Genomic DNA, 19,250 nt, shown 5'->3' with positions numbered 1-19,250 from the left:
AGTAAACAGAGCCGCTGGGCCTATGATTAGCACTCAATGGCTCTGCCGCAATGTAATTATTTTAGTTCGAAGTATATATGTATACTGAAGGACGAGTGCCGGCGACAGGTGCCAAGTATTCAACGGTAGCTCCTAGTGCTTCCGCTGCCGAACGAAGTCCGACAGTACCGGTTCCGATATAATTCGATTTGATATTATCTTGGATAAACGAGGAATCCACAGCTACGCTTCCATCCACCCAACCTAAGCCTGGCGCATGGATCGACTTTCCGTTTACAAATATCCTCGGCAGTGCATTGGATGTTTCAACGGGCAGTACGTTGTCCCCTTTTTGAACCGTAAAGGTCATGGTGGCTTCGTAGTTAGTCGAATCGTATTGTCCTGCTACTTTTTCGTCTGTTGCCGGTTTCGCTCTAAGCAAGTAGTAATCAGCGGGGCCTGTTAGGAATGAGACCACGCCATTCGTATCCGTCTTAAAATGTTGTGCATCCGAAGTGCTGCGGCGAATGAGCGATACCTCCGTGTTCGCCATCGGTTTCCCTTTTAGCAAAAGCTGAACCGGTACTGTTTGATTCGGGGTAACTGCTGCCGGATTAAATTTTGGAATAAACTCGGCACGATCAGGACTTACTTGCTTATTGAATCCTTTGAGATACTGCATTCTTTGCAAAGTTGGGATATCTCCTACAGCTACAAATGATTTCGCACTTCGGAAGGTCCGGCTGGCTACATCACCATGCTTGAAAATACTGTCACCTTCAACGGTAATGACATAAGCTCCAGGGGTGGAGGATGAAAATGAAGCAACATAGTAATTGTTCGTTTTAGGATTCGTTACTTCTTTCACTTCACCAGTAAAAAAAGCTGTGTTCGAAATATCCATTTTCTTGCCTGCGGGTGTCATTACGTACACTTTGGAATTATCCATGTTCCAGTTACCGTCAATCCGATAGCTGGAATGTTCATTAGAGTGGTTTCCGAATAACAACTCTACGTAGGATACCTCACCCGATCCAACAATGGGAGTGTTCGTTTGAGACCAACCGTCGTGTGCCCATGCCGGAACGGCCAGAGCAATTGTGAGAAGTGAAGCCGTTGCCAAAGAAATTAACTTTTTACGCATTTGTAAGTCCTCCCAAATTTGAATTATGTTTCACCTTTTTCCTCAAAACAGATACCTATTCTTGCAAAAACTATCTACTCCCGAATGCAAAAGTCAGCAGAAGCACAAACGATAATATAAAGCTTTTCTTGAACATAACAATGAACCCTCCACAAAAAGTATTTTCATTCATGATACGTATTGTATCATAACTTGTTATCCTACGAAATGACTCTTTCGAGCTATATCAGTCAACTTTCATCACAATTCTCATTTTACGGAATTACCCGGCCAGAACAGTAAGCAGCTACTGGTTATCCTGATCGTCACGTTAAGAAAGCTAACTATAAGGTGATCAAGGATACGAAAATGCCTGCAGCCCTTGTGGAAACAGGATTTCTATCTAATTCCGAAGAAGAAGCGGCCTTATTCTCCGAAAATACTCAAAATAAAATTGCCTCTGCAATTGTTGATGCCATCAAAGAGTTTTTATCTGTTCAATAACAAAAGAGTTGGTAGTCCCCCGTTACATTACCTGTGACAAAAAAACAAACAAAATTGATAAGTTTCACATTCTACTTGTATAATGAACAATATACTACTTCATAAGGAGAGAAATTGATGAAACCCGCAATAATCACTCTCGCCATGTTGATGATTCTCGGTACTGCCTGTTCAGGAAATACTAGTCCGAGTTCTGGCGCACCGACTGCTTCACCTACCATGCCGGCAACCGATTCCTCAACGCCCTCTAAGGTCACTAGCACTGCTTCAACAAACGCTGCAAGCGAATCAACTCCTGCGACATCTAAAGAAAACAGTTCTAAATTATATCGGATAAATAAAAATTACGATGTCGTTCCCATAGAAACAAGCGGTAACAAAAAGGTCGTTTTACTGACGTTTGACGATGGTCCGAAAAAGATGGAATGGATCAAAAACTTGATTGATACGCTTGATAAACACCATGCCAAAGCAATCTTTTTTGAACTCGGTATCAGTGTTAAAGCGCATCCTGATCTCTTAAAGTATACCGTTGATCATGGAGAAACGATTGGAAATCATACTTGGGATCATAACGATTTGAAAAAAATAAATACCACCCAAGTCGATGATGAGATCAATAAGGGACAAGACATCATAATCCAGACCATAGGGTCAAAACCAGCTTTCTTCCGTCCCCCGAATGGAGATGCGAATGAATACGTACATACTGTGGTAAGCCAAGCTGGCATGACTTTTATGAACTGGTCAGACGGGTCCTTGGACTGGGATCCAAAAAACATCGGCAATCCTGACGCAATCATTGATAATGTAATGAAGCAGCTTCATCCGGGTAGCAACATTCTCATGCACGAACTCCCGACAACGGTGCAAGCCCTAGATAAACTGTTATCGCAAATCGAAGATAAAGGTTACAGTTTTGTGGATCCCGCTACAATTCAATTTGAACCCTACAATCCGAAATAAGTTCCTCCAATAAACATCTTTCGAACAAAGAAAAGCATGCAACTCAGCCTCTCATCGAGTTGTATGCTTTTTTTGATTTTTGAAGACATCCTTATACATGAATGACCACTTTTGTTTTTATCGGAATATGGTCATAAATCCACTTCGCATCTGAGGTCGTTAAACGAAAACAGCCGTGTGAAGCCTTATGCCCCAACTTTTCCGCTTCTTTTTCAATTACTTTGCCGTTCTTATCCATGGCTACACTATGAAATAAAAACTCCCCATGATTTTTCCAGGAAACGTAATATTTTGCGCCTTCCTGCTCAGAATTGTTATAAAATCAAATTCCTCTTTCAGGCTGAATATAATAAGTACCGAGCGGTGTTGAATTATCAGGGGATGTATCCAATCCTGAGGAAGTGACCATCGTGTAAAGGGTTTTATCAGATTCTTTAATATAAACCCGTTGTTTACTGATGGACACATCGATCCATATTTGTTCTCCTTCAGCCAGTTTGGGATATTCGCCACCAGCCGGTTGATTCCAACCTATGAACTTATTGTCTTTTTCTGCTTTTGCGTCATTCGCCGATACAACCGGCTCGATTGGCGAAGTAACTTGAGCAGGCAATTGTGTCTGTCCGGCAGTCACCCTATTCGTCATTTGAATACTTTGAGAAGATAACGAGGTTTCCGAAAGACTACTGGTTGGAGGTTTTGTTGCTTGGCATCCACTCAGGATAGTAGTTATAATACTGAAAGCCGCAACTGTACTTAATGATAATCTGTTCATTATATTATTGCCTACCTTTCCTTGAAGATGCCGTCTTCTCTATCCAACCTGAACACGAGAGGAACTGAATCTATGCCAATATACGCTCGATTAGCCAAATAAAAGCAATCCCGACGGCGGATATATTCAGGACCTTAAAGGTACTTGGGTACCAGCGGGTTTTGTGCCAGTACCATAGAAAAGGAAAGACAATCGCAACCAATGCGAGTTGAGTTAATTCAATTCCCAGATTAAAGCTCAGTAACGATTGTACAAGCTGTGGACGAGGAAGTTTCATTTTTATGAGAAGATCCGCAAAGCCCAGACCGTGAATGAGACCGAACAAGAACGTAAGTAACCAACGATACCTCGCATTTTTTGGGGAAAATAAATTTTCAAGGGCAACGTACATGATACTCACGGCGATCATCGATTCAACAAATTTGGAAGGCAGCGTAACAATGCCAAGAACGGAAAGAGCCAGAGTCAAACAGTGAGCAATTGTAAAGGATGTAATAATTTTTGCATATTCTTTTATTCTCATCCTTAATAAAATGAGAGTAAACAAAAATAATAAATGGTCAAAACCGGTTAAGATGTGCTCAGAGCCCAGCTTCAGAAATCGCATCCAATCGACGCTGGCATGTGCAGCTTTGTTCGGATTGTCTGGAGACGTAAGAGACGTTTTGAAAGTATAGCTCCATTGATTTTGCAATAAAACGGTAGTTTCTTGCAAGTTCCCGTTATTCAGAATGTTGATAAAGTTTCCGTATTCAGCCGATATGGAATTATGGATGCGATCCTCTATTGTAATCGAATCTCCAGGGCGGACCGCATCAAGTTTAATCTTGGCATTGACAATTTTGGCATCGGGAACGACGTAATCTTCGTATACTGTGTTATCTCTATATTTGAATTCATCCTTGAACGGGAGTTCGTTATTTAATGAAATTTGGGCTCCCAGCAAGCTTGCTCTTTGCCCGTTAATTTGAATGATCAGATTTTGATCCAACCATTCTGTCACTTTGGCTTGACCCTGTTGCAGTTCGTTCGCATCTATGGTGTAGTCGCCATTTACATCGATTCCCTTAATGGACTCGTTCACGGATATATCGTTAATGGCATACTGAACAAAGGTCTGGGACGGGAATAAATCGATTTTTGTAAAGGCAACACTGTAAGAATGGGCATACACCGTTGAGCTTGTCTCTAAAACAAAAATAAGAAATGTTATCAATATAAACCATTTTTTCATCAATATGTACCATCCTCATGTAGCAATTAAGCAGCATCACTAAAGATTATTACTAATCAGTTAAATCAAAAACGTGATTTAACAGAGGCATATTATAAAAAAAGAAGAAGCATTCAGCTCTCTTCAAAAAAAGTCAACTACATGCTGTTTCATGACTAAGTAATATTATCACGGATGGTTACTTTTGATTAGACAGATTAATAGCTCTCCAGTTATAATTGTAATAATTAACTATATAATACGATATAAAACGAAGTCCACTCTATTATAGTAAATATTACGTATATAACTTTTATCTTACTCACTCTCAGCCTCTGCGTCAAACATTCGCATCCGACTTGCTCGGGACAATATCCGTACACCTCAAAACTGTGATACATTACTCTATCCTTCCGCTCAGCGAACAAAGCCGCCATCGTTTTACGCCGCTCGTTCACGCCAACATTTACTGCCATTCTTTTGATAATTCGTTCTACAATAACAGAATCTGTACAGTCTACATTCCCCCAAACCTGCAGTCGCTGCTTTCTATAGTTCCATTACGGTTCGGGAATCAAGTTAAGAAGGTGACCCAATGTCTCGACATGTACCTGAAAAACGGTTAAAGGATCATCGAGGAAAGACATTATTTCTCCTCTCGCTGCTGAATAAAATCGTAATCGTTCTGGTGTTGGCGATGCTTCTTCACCAGTTGCATTTGAAAAACGGCACCGTGCCTGTAATTGATTCCTCGCCGGAACAATCGCATCCATATCCAACGAATGCTGCAAATCCTAACTCGCAGCCTGCAGCTTCAACATTCGAAGTTCCCTCTATCACCCCGGTCCAGGCCACCTCACCTTCCGTGCTGGAAGAAAGCGTAGTTGGCTGGGTCAAAATAAAGGCTGCGGCGGAAATTCGAACCGAGCCCGATGGCAACAAGCCAGTGTTGCTGGAGGCTGCTACGGGCGAAGCTTTTCCGGTAGTTAAGCAATCGGGGGAATGGACGGAAGTGCGGTTAAATGCCAAGCAGCAAGGTTGGTTGCCTGTAAGTCAGACGATAGATTTCCAAACATCAAAAATGGATACTCAACTCCTGCTTATCAAAGCCGATACCCCGCTGTATTGGGGCCCCGATGAAAGCTTCGGCAAAGCCAAGCTTCTTACCGCAAACACCTCTCTAACTCCGAATGAGATCAGCGGTCAATGGATTTTGTTATTGGAGCAAGAGCACGGGAAACCACTATGGGTAAAAACGAATCAGGTGGAATGGACTTTCGGCGAACAACCCTCAAGGGAAGCGTTTAGCCGTGATCTGAATGATCCATTCTCCGGTGCCACGGTGCGGTCTATGCCGCTTACCGGCAAAACCATCGTCGTCGATCCCGGCCATGGAGGCATAGACACGGGGGCGATCGCAAAGATCAAGCCTGTCTATGAACGTGACGTCAACCTGGTGTCGGCTCAAGTGCTTGTAAACAAACTGAAGGCTGGAGGAGCACATGTGATCATGACCAGAACCGGCAACGATCAATTTGTTTCCAAAGCGCAACGGGTCCAAATATCGAACGACAACAAAGCGGACGTCTTTGTCAGCATCCATCAAAACATGTACCAGAAAGATCCCACCATATCGGGTACGATCACGTATTACGATTCGGCCAACTCAAAACGTTTGGCAAATGAAATTGAAATTGCTACCAGCAGACAATTAAACAGCCGACATGAAGACAAGCATGTTGAGAAAGAGCAGCTGTACGTGCTCAAACATAACCGTCGTCCCTCGGTGCTGATCGAGGGCTGCTTCCTTTCCAACCCGTCCGAGCTTGCCGCTAGTCTGCTACCAGCATATCAGGAAAAACTGGCTGCAGGTATTTACGAAGGAATCGTCGCCTTTTTACGAAATTGAAGGAAACTACTTTGGCTTGACATTGATCCAGCTTATTCGCATCCAATGTTGGTATAATAGCCGGTTAGTTCATTTGATGTAAGAAGGAAGCGTCTCCCGCCATGACGGCTGGAAGGCGCTTTGTGAGAGCCTGAACTTCCAATTGTTCGATGTACCGACCAAAATATCATTACAATAGCCTTCAATTTCCTTTAACATTTCAATTACAAGCCCGCATTTAAAATGCTGTTTGATGTCAGTGTTGAATACGATCTTACCAAAAAGAGCCTGGGTTTATAAAATCACCAGCTAACCTGAAACTACCACATCGTGCCCATTTTCTAAATTGAATGTGCATTTTGTTGTTTCTAAATAGTATAATCGAGGTAGTAGTGGATAGGACTTTAATTTGAACATCGGAGGATTCAGATGAAAAAGATCATGATTGGGCTAACGATTCTCAGTTTGCTCATTTGGAATACCTCTTCCGTTCTCGCTGCTAATTCCACTCCAGCCGATCCCATAAGTCAATTAATAGAATTGCCTGCTTCCAGCTATAATAAACAGGAAGCGGACAGTATGATTAGCAGAATCAAACAATTCCAGCCGAATATTCTCGCCCGATTGGTGCAAAACGGCGTTAAAATCAGGCTCATCACGGGAAAGCTGACGGATGAGCCGGAATACAGGCAGCTTAAAGGTGTCACACCTCGAGGATGGGAAGGCACAGGTAAAACCTGGGACGATATTCCCGGAGTCGGGGGCAAACCTGTCATTCTCAGAATCGGTTATAGCGACAGCGGGCATGAACACGGTTCTTTAAACCTTGAACTGCATGAGACGTCACACGCCATTGATATCAACGTTTTTAATAATATTAGCCAAGGCACAGGGTTTACCCAGCTTTTCAAAAAGGAGGCTAAACTACTATTCCCGGCTAATGCTTACATGGATTCTTATTCCGAAGAATATTTTGCCGAATCCTCCTGTATGTTCGTCTACAGCTTGGAGACGAGGAATAAAATAAAGCGGGTTGCGCCGCTGACCTATGCATTCTTTGCCAGACTTTACGGGCTCCCGCCATCACCACCGGTACACTTTACGGATCTGATCGATACCTACTGGGCATACGATACTATTTATAAAGCGGTTAATGAGGGCTATTTGAGTGGATATGAGGACGGTTCTTTTAAACCGGACAAGGAGATTACCCGAGCCGAATTTTTGAAAATGGTGACCGTAGCCCTTGGCTTTAAGCCGAGACAACCGATGAACAATGAGTTTTGGTATGCACCTTATTTGGAGCTTGGTGCAAAAGAGTTCATTCTAAGAGATCAGAATATAAAAAATCCGAAATGGAATGATCCGATCAAGCGTAAGGAAATGGCCGAGATTTGTGTGCAGGCGTTAAAGCTGAACGAGGGCATGGATGCTATGCAAACTGCCATGAATAAAGGCATCCTGCAAGGGACCGATAAGGGCTTCGAGCCAAATCGCACCTCCACACGGGCACAATCCGTGACTATCATCGAGAGAACATTAGCACTTCAATCTGCAGGAACGTTAACGAAGTAGGAATGTAGTAAATGACGGCGATCTAATCAAATCTGCAGCATATTATTGTGAAAGGATGAAAAAGAGCGGCCACCAAATATTGTGACCGCTCTTTTTTATGCTGCGAGCTCCTCGCAGCGATGTTGGATCCGCATACAACGGCTGAACTTTCGCTGGATGATATCGTATCACTTTGCGATGATTTAATTGAAGCACACGGAGATTGGCTGCCTGCCTATACGAGATAAAAATTAAGCATTCGGATCATGATTCGGATGCTTTTTTTTGCAACTTTTCTGTAGCATCATGAGTCTAATTAAATGAATACATTTGTCACGAGATGTCGAAATAAAATCTGGGAATCCAGATCGATACTAATAAAGAGGTGCACGATTGAAAAAGTCAACTTGGAATCTGCTGCTAGTCACTTTACTGAGCACTGCCTTGGCAGGATGCTCCAATTCCACACAGGATACTGCACCTGCTTCTACTCCAAAAGCCTCAGTTAATGCGAAGGAAACCGACGCTCCGTCACCAACAAGCACGATAAAACCGGTTGCTACGCCATCACCATCAATCTCTCCATCACAAACTCCAAAGGATATCCCATCGGCTTCTCCTTTAGCGGTTCCGGTTCCGGTTCCGACAACAGCTGTCAAACCCATGGCAGTTGCTAAATCTGGAGCAAGCGAGAAAGCAGCTTTGTCCTGGTACTACATGAAGAAGAAAACGGGACAAGTCCCCGATTTTCCGAAAGAGACCAAGAGCTTCACCAGCGGCCAAAAAGCAGTTTGGATAGGTAAAGGCAAGAAAGTATATCTCACCATCGATGCAGGCGGACCGCTTATTGAAGTTGATATGATGTTGAAAGCATTGAAGGACAACGATGTGAAAGCCAACTTTTTTATTGCGGGCTATAACATCAAGAAGAATCCGGATTATTTGAAGCGTTTAGTCAATGACGGGCATTTTATTGCGAATCACACGATGACACACAAGGATATGACGCTGCTGACGGATGACCAAATCAAGGGCGAAATTACGGATTTCGAAAAAATGTATAAAGATATTACAGGTAAAGAGGTGGAGAAATACTTCCGCTTTCCTTATGGCAGATATACGATGCATGATCTGAGCTTGGTTTCCGGAATGGGCTATACGTCGGTTTTCTGGTCAACTGCGATGAAGGATTGGGAACCTCGCAAAAATGGGGCCGACGATCCGTATAATGATATCATGAATAATCTGCATGACGGGAATATCATATTGATGCACCAAGGCTCCAAAGAGAATATGCAGGCTCTCGACCGCATCATCAAAGCCGTCAAAAAAGCCGGTTACGAGTTTGGGACTGTGAACGAATTATCGCCAAACTAGGACATTTATCCAGGTACTTTTTGACTTGTACATTCATATCCTATGCCATGAGTTGCATTCATCCATCAAGCGAAAAAGGAAGCGTATGTTCGTGCAGCAGGCTATTGCCATACTAGACTCCGGAGTCGGATGGTCGTTAATAGTTTCTGTGCCATCATGTTATGCCTCTCTCCTTATCATCTCTTGTTGTTTAGCCACCCCTGTTCAAATACATAACGAGTAAGCTGCACCCTATTGTCCATTTGCAGCTTTTGCATAATATTTTTCAAATGATTCTTGACCGTATGTTAGGAAATGCCCAGCCCCTCCGAGATATCCCGGTTGGACTTACCGCTAGCCACCCATTCTAATATCTCTCTTTCCCTCCCCGTTATTAATGCATTTGGAGCTTCGAGCTTTTCCCTTGGAGTAAATTCTTGAAGCAACCGTAGTGCAAGTTCCCTCGACATTGGAGCTTCATCTACCGCAATGGCCTTTAAGTATTCATGCCAAGACTCTGGGTTCAAGTTTTTAAGTAAATAACCTTGGGCCCCTTTTTTCAGTGCTTCAAACAAATGTGTGATATCATCCGATACGGTTACCATGACAATTTTGACGTAAGGGAACTTTTCCTTGATCTGTTTTGTAGCCTCTAATCCATCCATTTGCGGCATGTTAATATCCATCAATATCAGGTCAGGCATCCATTCTTCAGTGAGCTTGACCGCCTCAGCTCCATTCTTGCCCTCGGCAACGACTTCAAAAGAAGGGTCCATGCTTAAGATACTACGTATCCCTTCTCTGGCATGTTGGTGATCGTCTACAATCAAAACTCGAAACGGCCGCATCATCAGGATACCTCCTTTCGTATTTCCACTTTTGTTTTGCCGTGTTCACGCTTAATCTGAAGTAGCCAGCCCATCTCAACCGCTCTTTCATTCATGATTTTCAATCCATATCGGTCCTGATGACGAAAAGGATTACCTTCAGTTCCGACACCATCGTCTTCCACTATGCAGCTCCAGGAATTGTCATTATGCTCCTTACTTTGAATCCAGACCTTCTGAGCTTGTGCATGTTTGCGCACATTGAGCAGTGCCTCTCGGATCGATGCATAAAGCTCCACTTTTTCCTTAGCCGACAGTCTTTCCTCCGAGAGCTGCCAATCCCAGGATGCCTCGATGCCAGTCTCTAAGCTAAAATCATTCACCATTCTCTCCAAAAACTGCATCCATGGCAAGGCATCCGGATACATCGGATAACGCAAGTTCGAAATCGCTTGTCTGACATATTCGTTAACTTGATGAACGGTCTTCCGCAGCCCTTTCATCCTTTCTGCTTGCTCTCCATCCTGTTGTCCTTGCTCCAGTTGATCCATTTTCACCGACATAAGAAAAAGGGATTGGGCGATACCGTCATGTAGCTCTCGGGCAATTTTTTCTCTCTCTTTTAATGCAACTTGACGGGAGCGTTCCCGATTAAGCTCTTCTTGTGTCGCCTCCAACATCGAAAACAGCTTAAGTAAAAACGTTATGCTGACTGCTAGTTCAATAAGAGGAGAAAGCCAGTTACCTAGCTCCATGGAGATGTGATCTAGGAAAATGTGATGACGAGTATATTCCCATACAGTAAGCGTTAGTGCTGGAACGATCAATATGATCCATTTGATTTGTTTGTAAGACATGCTTATCACCTTTTTTCTCGTCTCTATAACTACTATACTCAATAACTCCTATTTCAAAATAACTCGAAAGAGCTATTAAGCTCTTTTAAATGAATTACCGTCATGAAATATTCAAAAATTCTTGATTGGAATAGCTCTTTCTAGTCATGGCAAACATGTAGACGTTGGTTATAATAGTAGGGGCGGTTGTTAAGTATTTCACAAAGGAGTGAAACGATTTAATTAAAAATGGCCGGCTACTTATTATGCTTTTCATGTTAACCATTTCTGGATGCGATAACAACTTTATAAATACTTTTAAAAGGGAGAAGTTAAATGAAAAAGTTTTTTAGCGCATTATCCTTGTGCTTTGTAGCCATGCTGCTTTTTGCAGGCATTGCCAGCGCACACGTCGTTGTGTACCCACAACAATCCACTCAAGGAACTTATGAGAAGTTCACCGTTCGAGTTCCTTCGGAAAAAGATGTTCCCACGGTTAAAGTCGAAATTAAAATCCCCGCTGAGGTTGCCATTTCCCGCTTTCAGCCGATGGCTGGTTGGAAATATGATTTAACTAAGGACACTTCGGGTAAAATAACAAGTGTAGTTTGGACAGCAACAGCTGAAGGATTCTCCAGTACAGAGTTCGGCGAGTTCAACATCAGGGGAAAGTCGGGGATCAGGCTACCTCCATCTCGTGGAAAGCTTATCAAACCTACAAAGATGGTAGTGTCGTGGAATGGGTAGGGGCTCCGGACTCAGACAAGCCAGCCTCCGTTACAATTGTGAATCCGAAACCAGCTACTGCCAAAACCGGTGCAGATGGCCATGACCATGGTGCTGGTACTACGGCGGCAACACATGACGGGAATGGCGGAAGCTCTAAATTGCCTCTTTTTCTTTCTATTGCTGCGCTAATCCTTGGGGTAGTATCGGTGATTATTGCTTTGGCTAGAAAAGCGAAATAATTAATAAACTAAAAATTTAACCAAAAAAAGATTGTATCTAGCCTTCTAACAGGTTGGAACGATTTTTTTATACTAATTTAGTTGATTATTGCTTTTCTTCTTTTAAGTTTACCAGTTAGACCCCAAATATTACTGGCCGATAGCACAGCAGGCCCGAGTTTATCACCGGCAGCCTGCCTGATTTTTGTTATTTGACCACATAAAAAAGAATGGCCTACAGCAGCCGCTCCTTATTAGCTACAAAGAATTTATTTCTGACGCACCCAATTGTTTAATCAACTCAAAGCCATTATTTCTTACATTCCCAACTGCCTTTGAAACGGGATATGCTTTCATTTCTTCTGGCGGGTAGGGTGCAAGCAGATGACGGACAAATTCCGGATCCGTAGTGCCCGGATCAAGCCACAACGCCTCATCATCCTTCTTTAGAATCACAGGCATTCTATTATGGATATCAGCCATCAGTTCGTTTGGAGTAGTCGTAATGATTGAGCATGAATTAACTATATTTCCTTCAGGATCTCTCCAGAATTCATATAATCCCGCCATGCTGAAAATATCCTCATTCTTGAGTAATATCCTCATAGGTTGCTTATCTCGGCCAATCTTCTGCCATTCAAAAAATGAGCTGGCCGGTATCAAGCAGCGTTTACGTTTTATCGCATTTCTGAAAGCTGGTTTTTCAGCAACTGTCTCAGCTCGGGCGTTAATTGTTGTATAAGCTATTTTTTCATTCTTTGCCCAAGGTGGAATCAGGCCCCATTTCAGCTGATCCAATTTTGTTTTTTCACCGTCATTCATGATGGCCGGTATCATTTGAGTCGGAGCGACATTATAATTGGGCTTGGTAAAAGGTTGGATAATTTCATCAATATCGTAACGAGTAATCAATTCGTCCATGGTCATCACAATCGTAAATCTGCCGCACATATAGATCCCCTCCCATTGGGATTATACCATTTTCCTTACTATTACCCACGTGATCCCTCTAATTACCACTCCACGAATGAAATAACAATTGATAAAATGAACATTGGTGATGCAACTATGTTTATTTCCCCAATGTTACTCGAGAAGAGCGACGCACCTTTTAACGATCCCGCCTATTTATTCGAACCCAAAATAGATGGCCATAGATTGATAATGACTTATAAAAAAGGTGAAACTAGATTATTCACCAGGCACAATAATGAATGTACCCGGAAATATCCGGAACTCTGGAATCCTGCTATGTCAGGGGATGATGTTATTCTGGATGGGGAAGTCTGCAGCATAGATCCAACAACTGGAGTAATAGATTTTGAGAGTGTCATGGAGAGATTCCAACTATCCAAGCAAACAAAAATAAATGCAGTGGCAAGAACTATGCCCGTGCATTATATTGTTTTTGATGTATTAAGACATAATGGTCGGGATCTGCGCCGGTTACCATTGATAAAGCGTAAATCTATCCTCGAATCAATAATCAAACCAAATCCCTTCTTAAGCGTTATTCCATATACTGAGAACAACGGAACAGATCTGTACAGTGTTATTTGTGATAAGAAAATGGAGGGCATTGTTGCCAAGAGAAAGAACAGCTTGTACGTAAGCAAACGTAGCTCCGATTGGCTAAAGATAGTTCGGTATGAAGCCGCTGAAGTTTTTATTTCAGGGTACCGTAAGGATGAATTCGGCTTACTTGTCCAGGTAGAGGAGAATGGTAAGAAGAGGGCCGCTGGTATCATTGAGCTTGGGGTACCTCCTAAACACAAAAAGGCATTTTACGGCATAGCTAAGCAGCTTGTTACTGGGGAAGATAAGAACTTTGTTTATATCGAGCCTTCGTTGAAAGCCAAGGTTAAATTCCGGAATTGGACCAAGACCTTTTATCTTTGGACTTACAAAAGCACTGTTTCTAACACTAGAAGTTGAATGCTCCACAGTATGAATTTGAGTGATTTCAACTGGGATGTCGTACTGTAAAGAAATCCATCCTAATATGGGTTGAATCAGATTATAAGCTTTACTTTCAGCGTTGTTAAAACTTTCCGCCATAATAGCCGGGAAGCAAATTTGAGACATCCTCCCCTTACTATTTGTACGAATTTCGCATTTTGCTGATCCCCCATCCGGTCCCATTACATCTATTTTTACTCCGGTATACTGATTTTCAATCGGTAAATCTGGATTGTAAAATTGTAAAAAAGAATCGCCTTTTTGAATGATATCGAACTCGAAATTAGCGTTATCTACAGAATAAGATGTTGGTCCAAGAACATAGGTTACACCATAAGAGCCTTTTATACCTTTTGGGTCTGGTTCAGAATCCTCTTTTGTAAATGTAACTGTAATATCTAACCATTGGCCGATTTCAGGACGTTCAATTACTACTTGGTTGGAATCTGACACTCATTTACCTCCTATGTGTAATACCAATAATTTATAGGTATATTGCAAAGATGAAATACTAAAATGAAAAAAATCTGTTTAACACCCCACTGGCTCACTGGTGGGGATTTTTCCGAACGTTTCCTTTAAACGATAGTTGCTTTTATTCTATTTTGAAGTTTTTCAAACAGGTCTACCTCATCTTTCCATACAATAAAGTTATAATGGTCAATGTCAAAATGAACTTTTCGTTCATCTTGAATTATTACACTTATTAGTTGACCATCTATGGTTTTCGCTTCAATCTGTTTGTCTACTACCTTATTAAACCATTCCTCTTGGCATGTCCAAATAACGGGTAAACCCATACCTAATGCATAACCTGCCTCAAAATATACACCGCCTCGGTGTCCAGTAAAATCGCATATCACAAACTTACTTTTCCTAATTTCAACAATTATCTCGTCACAAATTTTCCCATTGTGCTCTTTACTATCAATTCTCCTGGGGAAATAGTCACAAGCTTTTATGGCCTTTTCAAAGCCATTCTCCCAATAATAACCCATACTTGGATCAAACCACATTGCCGTGAATGCTTGAGGAGGATTTATATTTATTCCTTTTTCAATTTCATATATTCTTGCAAGTCCCTTCGCTGTCACCGTAAGCGTTCCAGGCAGATCATTATTTCCTTCAACTAAATTATCATAAAATAGATACTTCATAATAAATTTAGTTGCTTTTAAATCAATCGAATCCGGATAGAAAATTGGGTAATCCGTATCATTAATGAATACCTCATCCCCGGTATATTTTGATAATTTATAAAGGTTTAAAAGAGTACGATCCAAGCGTTCAGAAATATGATCTGGAAAGCTTTTTATCACATCTTCGTAAGAAATAAACGGTAAATTTAAAAGATGGGAGTAGCTTCCTGGAAATAGATCGGTCTTTTGACCAAACACAAGTTTTACATTATTATTATGAATCGTTCTTTCTCTAAAGAAAGACGATAACTTGACCCTATCGTTAATATTTTTATGTTTTAAGGCTTCTTTTTCTATAAAGGTTATCAAATAATCCCCACATATTTTACATGATATCTCATAAATATCTGAAGAAGTAAGGTATAACTCTATTTCTATCTGTTCTTTTTCATTTTCACAAATTGGGCACTTTTTAAATGTAATCAATTATTATGATCCTCCTTAGTTTTTCGTTTTAATCATTTCAACTTAATTACTTCGATTACTGATCATTTCATACATCTTATTTATATCCTTTTCTACCCAAAATATTGTTAATAATGATTATAGTATACTCTCATATAAACTGGTAATATTTTCTCTCCCTTTCCCACTCCATTAATCCCATCCAAATCCGCTTTCTTTATATTGCAATATGTGGCAAACTGGAAGAAATGATTATCCCGCTCGATCAGCTTAAAGATATGCTGGATTGCCTAGTAAGTGGAGATCTCGACGATTTTGAGCACAGCTACGGGGAGCTTTGGAATGCCATATTGGCAGATATACTGCATACAAGCCCAGCACTGGTCCAATACCTGCAAGAGCCCGCAGCTTTTCCACATGACGACTGTCGTAACACCAATTAACGAAGGCGGTGATTGGGATGTTTGGTAAGATTTTTGGAAGGATGTTTGGAAGGAAGAAGACTGTATCTCCGAAAATATTAGAACAGCGATTAGTAAAAAAACCAGTACGCACGAACGAGTCGAGCTAGATCAACCGATTCGCCCGGCTAAACGTGGAGTTAAAATTTTGGAGGGCAAAATCGAATAGTTCGATGGGGGGTCGCTAACGTGCGGCCTTCTTTCTTACATATCAATGTCGTGAAAATATGTCCGAAAAATTGTCGAATTATTCTGATTATCCAGGAGGTGATATGATGACAAAAGGCAAAGATGCAAAGAAAGAAGCAAAGAAGAAAACTGTCCCTTCCAGCGTTACATCTCAAGGAAGTACAATAAATATGCTTAATCAAAAACCATCGAAGAAAAAGAAAGAGTATAAATAGGAGGATCCATGTACTCAAGTGGTAGCACACTTCGCACCTCTGCCGACTTCGATAATGCCATAATGTTTGGGCTTAAGATTGAAGTATGGCAAGACGAGGCGATCATTGATTACGCCGGTGTTATTGAATCTCATACAAATGACTCTGTCTCATTTATGAATGAGTCAAGATATTTAAAAGCCACTTGCGAATTCAGAGTTCGATAAGTGGCTTTTTCTTTTACGTCTGTTCGCCTAGAGAGTAATCGTAATCATCATTAAACACTGTCTCACCTGTATGTTCTATTCGCCCTCGATACCGATCCATCACCTGGTCCATTTCGGTGAGAATAGACCCAAGTGTAGTTTCGTCAGACAGAATACGTTTAACCTTAGATGGCAAGTTAACTCGGTGAGAGCGTTTATTGATTTGTTCAAGGACTTCCTGATAGGACACTTGAAGCAGAAGCAAGCGTTCAACGGTCCATTTCACCACTTCTTTTGTTTGCACCACAATTTTGTATAGAAAGTTGAAATTTGCCCCATCTTTACTGTGATGGTCTCCGTGAACGATATTACATCGCAATTGGTAGGACTTTTCCAACCACAAAAAGGCTTTCACAACATCATCGTTCTCTTGGTCACCAAATAACAAGCATGAAATCCGACAGGCCATTTGGCGAGATTGTCCGGACTCACCTGTTCCAAACAGGGACTCCAATGCAATCCAGTAGTCTACTTGGCAGTCCACTATATTTTGGCGGTTTGCTCCTTCATGAAACCGGTTGATGGCGATATCAATTTTATAACGGGTTACGGCGTCCAACGTATTGCGATTGCGGAGCAATTCACGAATGTTTCCCACTTCAGAGATATCGTGTGTTCCGGCGATATAATCACCTGGAGCCATCGGAAAGAGCCGTGCCATCATTTTGCCATGTCCCTTTACAAATTGGCACTGTGGAACAAACCGAATAATCCAAGGAAAACTCATACCCTGACCGAACCGGAATTGTAAGATCCCGAGAATTAACCTTGTTCGTGCCTCCAGTTCATTGATTCCATCTTGAAAATCATTGTCTATCATGTTAGGACTAATTTCCTTCACCATTTCCAGAGCAAACTCTGGTAGATCGAATCCTACTTCCTGTATCAGCATGTCGAACTTTGGCCATTCCCACCTTTGTATGCGTCTTAAGGTGATTTCCTCGTCAATTTCGATCGTTTCTCGAAAATTAAGACGCACGGATAATCCCCGAATAGGAATTAGCGTATGTAAGTGAATACACCTCGTGTTTAGTTGGAAGTTGACCTCTTCTAAAATGACTTTGGTGATGTCGGGGTTTTGGGAATGGAAAGGTTGGTGCCGAAGAATGATGTCTTGCATGATGTCTTGTATTCTCTGCCGAATCTCCTCAATCGCTGAATCTTTCCAGTCCGGCACTGTGGCTTGGAGGTGTTTCGCCAATTCAAAGGGAAACGAAATAGCCCCCACGTCTTGCCGATGTTCAAGTGCATAGTCAACTAGTTGTTGCATGTCCTCTTTAGTTAGCACGCTATAAGACCCCCGTGTTTGGTGTTGGAGGATGCGGAGAGTAAATAAAACATCCTTCGAATAGGTTTGGTGCAATGTTGCACTGCTGCCCTCGGCGAGCTGCTTGAGGTTGGTTGTTCAAGCTATTGTGTCCCTATAACTCTTTCCACCCAAATCCGTACGAGCCACCCGAGTTAGAATCTTCGATCAGATATATTTCCCTCCCGCCATAAGCTCCTTTTCTGGTTGCCTCATCTACGTTGAAGACATTCAAATATAAATTAAATAATCCGATCAAATCCTTATCCTTAAAATGACGTTGTTGGATATGAATCGGGCCCACTCCTGCGTCATTTTTTCCTTCTTCAAATATTGAATAATGTTGATTAACAATATCTTCTTTAGCACCGTATATTTCTTTAATAGCACACTGTGCAATCCGTTCGTTGAAATACATAATTCTGTACTTATCTCTTACAACGTTCTGAGGTAAATGAATTCTTGTTGATTTAACAATACCAACAGGTCTAAATGGCTTAGATAATATTCCCCTCTTGTAAATAATCAGCATTAATTCTTTAGACATGGGGACCAAATAACCGGTGTCAACGCCAAAACGCTTTCCGTTGAATGTGGCATACCCCAGATCATTAAGGATAAAGGGAATATCGGTTTGATTATGTACTAATCTCCATGAGGAGAAGCATAAAAGTCCACAATTAATTTGAAAGTCTATTAACCTATTCATATTCATATTGTCATAGTAGAATTCCTCATTAATTACCTCTTTTAACTTCTCCAAATATGGGGCCCTTGCTAATAAGTTTTGATTGTAGTCCTTCCCTCTAATAAACAACTGTGCAACAAACGGGACAAGTATCGTTGACCATAGAAGACCATCAAGCGAAGGAGACCCTATATGGTTCTCTAAATCTTGCACTCCACGATAAAGGTTATTCTCAATATAATCCCAAGTTTTATCTACATATCTCTCATCTATATGCGAAGTATCTTTTATTGTGTAAACATGTTTATCGATACCAACGCTTTCTGCCTTTACACTAATAGCCTTTGGCATCCCTTCTCTTCGAAACCAGATACTTCGATTACGTTTAGGACTCTCCGTTCCACTCGAAAAGCTTCCAATATGACTTGCAGGAATTACATGTTGCCTCGAGCCAGCTTGAGTCATATGATTTCCTCCCCAAATTATTGCTACAACTTACGCAGATAAATTACAATATCTTCACCGGAAAAATACCCCGGCTCCTTCCATTAGCTGGTTTGCGGTAGAGCAGCAGCCTAGTTTTGAAATAGGATTCCAGCTTCTGTTTCTTATGGT

The 19,250-nt window shown here is 41.6% G+C and carries 17 protein-coding genes and 3 pseudogenes; 11 read left to right on the top strand and 9 right to left on the bottom strand.

What is annotated here, in order from left to right:
* Positions 1–61 precede the first annotated feature (61 nt).
* The gene (locus tag BLV33_RS28445) at positions 62–1,123 is read right to left on the bottom strand and encodes a DUF4198 domain-containing protein (protein WP_090799770.1); all 1,062 of its coding nucleotides are present in this window, start codon (positions 1,121–1,123) and stop codon (positions 62–64) included.
* 300 nt (positions 1,124–1,423) lie between these two features.
* Between BLV33_RS28445 and BLV33_RS28440 the strand changes: the two are divergent.
* Positions 1,424–1,606: pseudogene (locus BLV33_RS28440) on the top strand (N-acetylmuramoyl-L-alanine amidase); the annotation flags it as partial.
* A gap of 117 nt (positions 1,607–1,723) precedes the next feature.
* Positions 1,724–2,572: a polysaccharide deacetylase family protein gene (locus BLV33_RS28435; RefSeq protein WP_090799768.1), complete on the top strand. Its 849-nt coding sequence runs from the start codon at positions 1,724–1,726 to the stop codon at positions 2,570–2,572.
* Positions 2,573–2,663: 91 nt separating this feature from the next.
* On the opposite strand, the pseudogene BLV33_RS28430 reads toward BLV33_RS28435, so the two are convergent.
* Together BLV33_RS28430 and BLV33_RS28425 are read right to left on the bottom strand one after the other, a co-directional pair.
* A pseudogene (locus BLV33_RS28430) lies at positions 2,664–3,107 on the bottom strand (L,D-transpeptidase); the annotation flags it as partial.
* A 310-nt stretch (positions 3,108–3,417) separates the two neighbouring features.
* Positions 3,418–4,581 carry a HupE/UreJ family protein gene (locus tag BLV33_RS28425; protein WP_090799767.1) on the bottom strand — a complete coding sequence of 388 codons (1,164 nt, stop codon included), beginning with the start codon at positions 4,579–4,581 and terminating at the stop codon, positions 3,418–3,420.
* A 574-nt stretch (positions 4,582–5,155) separates the two neighbouring features.
* Here BLV33_RS28425 and BLV33_RS28420 point away from each other — a divergent pair.
* From BLV33_RS28420 to BLV33_RS28410, 3 genes are all read left to right on the top strand, one after another.
* A complete protein-coding gene (locus tag BLV33_RS28420; RefSeq protein ID WP_090799765.1) occupies positions 5,156–6,469 on the top strand; it encodes an N-acetylmuramoyl-L-alanine amidase in 1,314 nt (437 codons plus the stop codon).
* 408 nt (positions 6,470–6,877) lie between these two features.
* Positions 6,878–8,023: an anthrax toxin lethal factor-related metalloendopeptidase gene (locus BLV33_RS28415; protein ID WP_090799763.1), complete on the top strand. Its 1,146-nt coding sequence runs from the start codon at positions 6,878–6,880 to the stop codon at positions 8,021–8,023.
* Between the two features lie 372 nt (positions 8,024–8,395).
* Positions 8,396–9,379: a polysaccharide deacetylase family protein gene (locus tag BLV33_RS28410; RefSeq protein WP_090799761.1), complete on the top strand. Its 984-nt coding sequence runs from the start codon at positions 8,396–8,398 to the stop codon at positions 9,377–9,379.
* A gap of 176 nt (positions 9,380–9,555) precedes the next feature.
* Here BLV33_RS28410 and BLV33_RS28405 read toward each other — a convergent pair.
* A pseudogene (locus BLV33_RS28405) lies at positions 9,556–10,206 on the bottom strand (response regulator transcription factor).
* A gap of 2 nt (positions 10,207–10,208) precedes the next feature.
* Positions 10,209–11,042 (bottom strand): sensor histidine kinase, encoded by an 834-nt coding sequence (locus BLV33_RS28400; RefSeq protein WP_090799759.1) that lies wholly within the window; start codon positions 11,040–11,042, stop codon positions 10,209–10,211.
* Positions 11,043–11,357: 315 nt separating this feature from the next.
* Between BLV33_RS28400 and BLV33_RS28395 the strand changes: the two genes are divergently transcribed.
* Together BLV33_RS28395 and BLV33_RS30980 are read left to right on the top strand one after the other, a co-directional pair.
* Positions 11,358–11,768, top strand: a complete 411-nt coding sequence (locus BLV33_RS28395) for a DUF1775 domain-containing protein (protein ID WP_366414908.1) — start codon at positions 11,358–11,360, stop codon at positions 11,766–11,768.
* Entirely contained in the window at positions 11,756–11,989 is a 234-nt protein-coding gene (locus BLV33_RS30980) for a hypothetical protein (RefSeq protein WP_366414906.1), read from the top strand. The genes BLV33_RS28395 and BLV33_RS30980 overlap by 13 nt, the downstream gene beginning before the upstream one ends.
* A gap of 237 nt (positions 11,990–12,226) precedes the next feature.
* Here the strand turns inward: BLV33_RS30980 and BLV33_RS28390 are convergent, their stop codons facing one another.
* Positions 12,227–12,919 (bottom strand): SOS response-associated peptidase, encoded by a 693-nt coding sequence (locus tag BLV33_RS28390; RefSeq protein ID WP_090799757.1) that lies wholly within the window; start codon positions 12,917–12,919, stop codon positions 12,227–12,229.
* A gap of 96 nt (positions 12,920–13,015) precedes the next feature.
* Between BLV33_RS28390 and BLV33_RS28385 the strand changes: the two genes are divergently transcribed.
* Positions 13,016–13,903, top strand: coding sequence for an ATP-dependent DNA ligase (locus BLV33_RS28385; protein ID WP_366414904.1), 888 nt, complete (start codon positions 13,016–13,018; stop codon positions 13,901–13,903).
* A gap of 602 nt (positions 13,904–14,505) precedes the next feature.
* On the opposite strand, the gene BLV33_RS28380 is transcribed toward BLV33_RS28385, so the two are convergent.
* Entirely contained in the window at positions 14,506–15,552 is a 1,047-nt protein-coding gene (locus BLV33_RS28380; protein ID WP_090799751.1) for a hypothetical protein, read from the bottom strand.
* Positions 15,553–15,779: 227 nt separating this feature from the next.
* Between BLV33_RS28380 and BLV33_RS28375 the strand changes: the two genes are divergently transcribed.
* The 3 genes from BLV33_RS28375 (at position 15,780) to BLV33_RS28370 (ending at position 16,602) form a co-directional block, all read left to right on the top strand.
* The gene (locus BLV33_RS28375) at positions 15,780–15,974 is read left to right on the top strand and encodes a hypothetical protein (RefSeq protein ID WP_090799749.1); all 195 of its coding nucleotides are present in this window, start codon (positions 15,780–15,782) and stop codon (positions 15,972–15,974) included.
* Between the two features lie 293 nt (positions 15,975–16,267).
* Positions 16,268–16,396: a hypothetical protein gene (locus BLV33_RS30550; RefSeq protein WP_290439089.1), complete on the top strand. Its 129-nt coding sequence runs from the start codon at positions 16,268–16,270 to the stop codon at positions 16,394–16,396.
* A gap of 8 nt (positions 16,397–16,404) precedes the next feature.
* A complete protein-coding gene (locus tag BLV33_RS28370) occupies positions 16,405–16,602 on the top strand; it encodes a hypothetical protein (RefSeq protein WP_090799748.1) in 198 nt (65 codons plus the stop codon).
* 13 nt (positions 16,603–16,615) lie between these two features.
* Here BLV33_RS28370 and BLV33_RS28365 read toward each other — a convergent pair whose 3' ends face one another.
* Together BLV33_RS28365 and BLV33_RS28360 are read right to left on the bottom strand one after the other, a co-directional pair.
* Complete coding sequence (locus BLV33_RS28365) at positions 16,616–17,929, bottom strand: HEPN domain-containing protein (RefSeq protein ID WP_090799746.1); 1,314 nt, start codon at positions 17,927–17,929, stop codon at positions 16,616–16,618.
* Positions 17,930–18,062: 133 nt separating this feature from the next.
* Positions 18,063–19,100 carry a DUF4238 domain-containing protein gene (locus tag BLV33_RS28360; protein WP_090799743.1) on the bottom strand — a complete coding sequence of 346 codons (1,038 nt, stop codon included), beginning with the start codon at positions 19,098–19,100 and terminating at the stop codon, positions 18,063–18,065.
* Between the last annotated feature and the right edge of the window lie 150 nt (positions 19,101–19,250).

It is taken from the genome of Paenibacillus sp. GP183 (assembly GCF_900104695.1).
Classification (GTDB): Bacteria; Bacillota; Bacilli; order Paenibacillales; family NBRC-103111; genus Paenibacillus_AI.
The sequence above is the reverse complement of the archived record's forward strand: the minus strand, read 5'-3'. Positions and strand labels throughout refer to the sequence as shown.

Bases quoted from the DNA above. Each gene is read 5' to 3' on its own strand.
- BLV33_RS28370 (WP_090799748.1), top strand. From the start codon at position 16,405: ATGTACTCAAGTGGTAGCACACTTCGCACCTCTGCCGACTTCGATAAT.
- BLV33_RS28445 (WP_090799770.1), bottom strand. From the start codon at position 1,123: ATGCGTAAAAAGTTAATTTCTTTGGCAACGGCTTCACTTCTCACAATT.
- BLV33_RS28400 (WP_090799759.1), bottom strand. From the start codon at position 11,042: ATGTCTTACAAACAAATCAAATGGATCATATTGATCGTTCCAGCACTA.
- BLV33_RS28415 (WP_090799763.1), top strand. From the start codon at position 6,878: ATGAAAAAGATCATGATTGGGCTAACGATTCTCAGTTTGCTCATTTGG.
- BLV33_RS28385 (WP_366414904.1), top strand. From the start codon at position 13,016: ATGAACATTGGTGATGCAACTATGTTTATTTCCCCAATGTTACTCGAG.
- BLV33_RS28435 (WP_090799768.1), top strand. From the start codon at position 1,724: ATGAAACCCGCAATAATCACTCTCGCCATGTTGATGATTCTCGGTACT.
- BLV33_RS30550 (WP_290439089.1), top strand. From the start codon at position 16,268: ATGACAAAAGGCAAAGATGCAAAGAAAGAAGCAAAGAAGAAAACTGTC.
- BLV33_RS28390 (WP_090799757.1), bottom strand. From the start codon at position 12,919: ATGTGCGGCAGATTTACGATTGTGATGACCATGGACGAATTGATTACT.
- BLV33_RS28425 (WP_090799767.1), bottom strand. From the start codon at position 4,581: ATGAAAAAATGGTTTATATTGATAACATTTCTTATTTTTGTTTTAGAG.
- BLV33_RS28395 (WP_366414908.1), top strand. From the start codon at position 11,358: ATGAAAAAGTTTTTTAGCGCATTATCCTTGTGCTTTGTAGCCATGCTG.
- BLV33_RS28360 (WP_090799743.1), bottom strand. From the start codon at position 19,100: ATGACTCAAGCTGGCTCGAGGCAACATGTAATTCCTGCAAGTCATATT.
- BLV33_RS28375 (WP_090799749.1), top strand. From the start codon at position 15,780: ATGATTATCCCGCTCGATCAGCTTAAAGATATGCTGGATTGCCTAGTA.
- BLV33_RS28420 (WP_090799765.1), top strand. From the start codon at position 5,156: ATGTCTCGACATGTACCTGAAAAACGGTTAAAGGATCATCGAGGAAAG.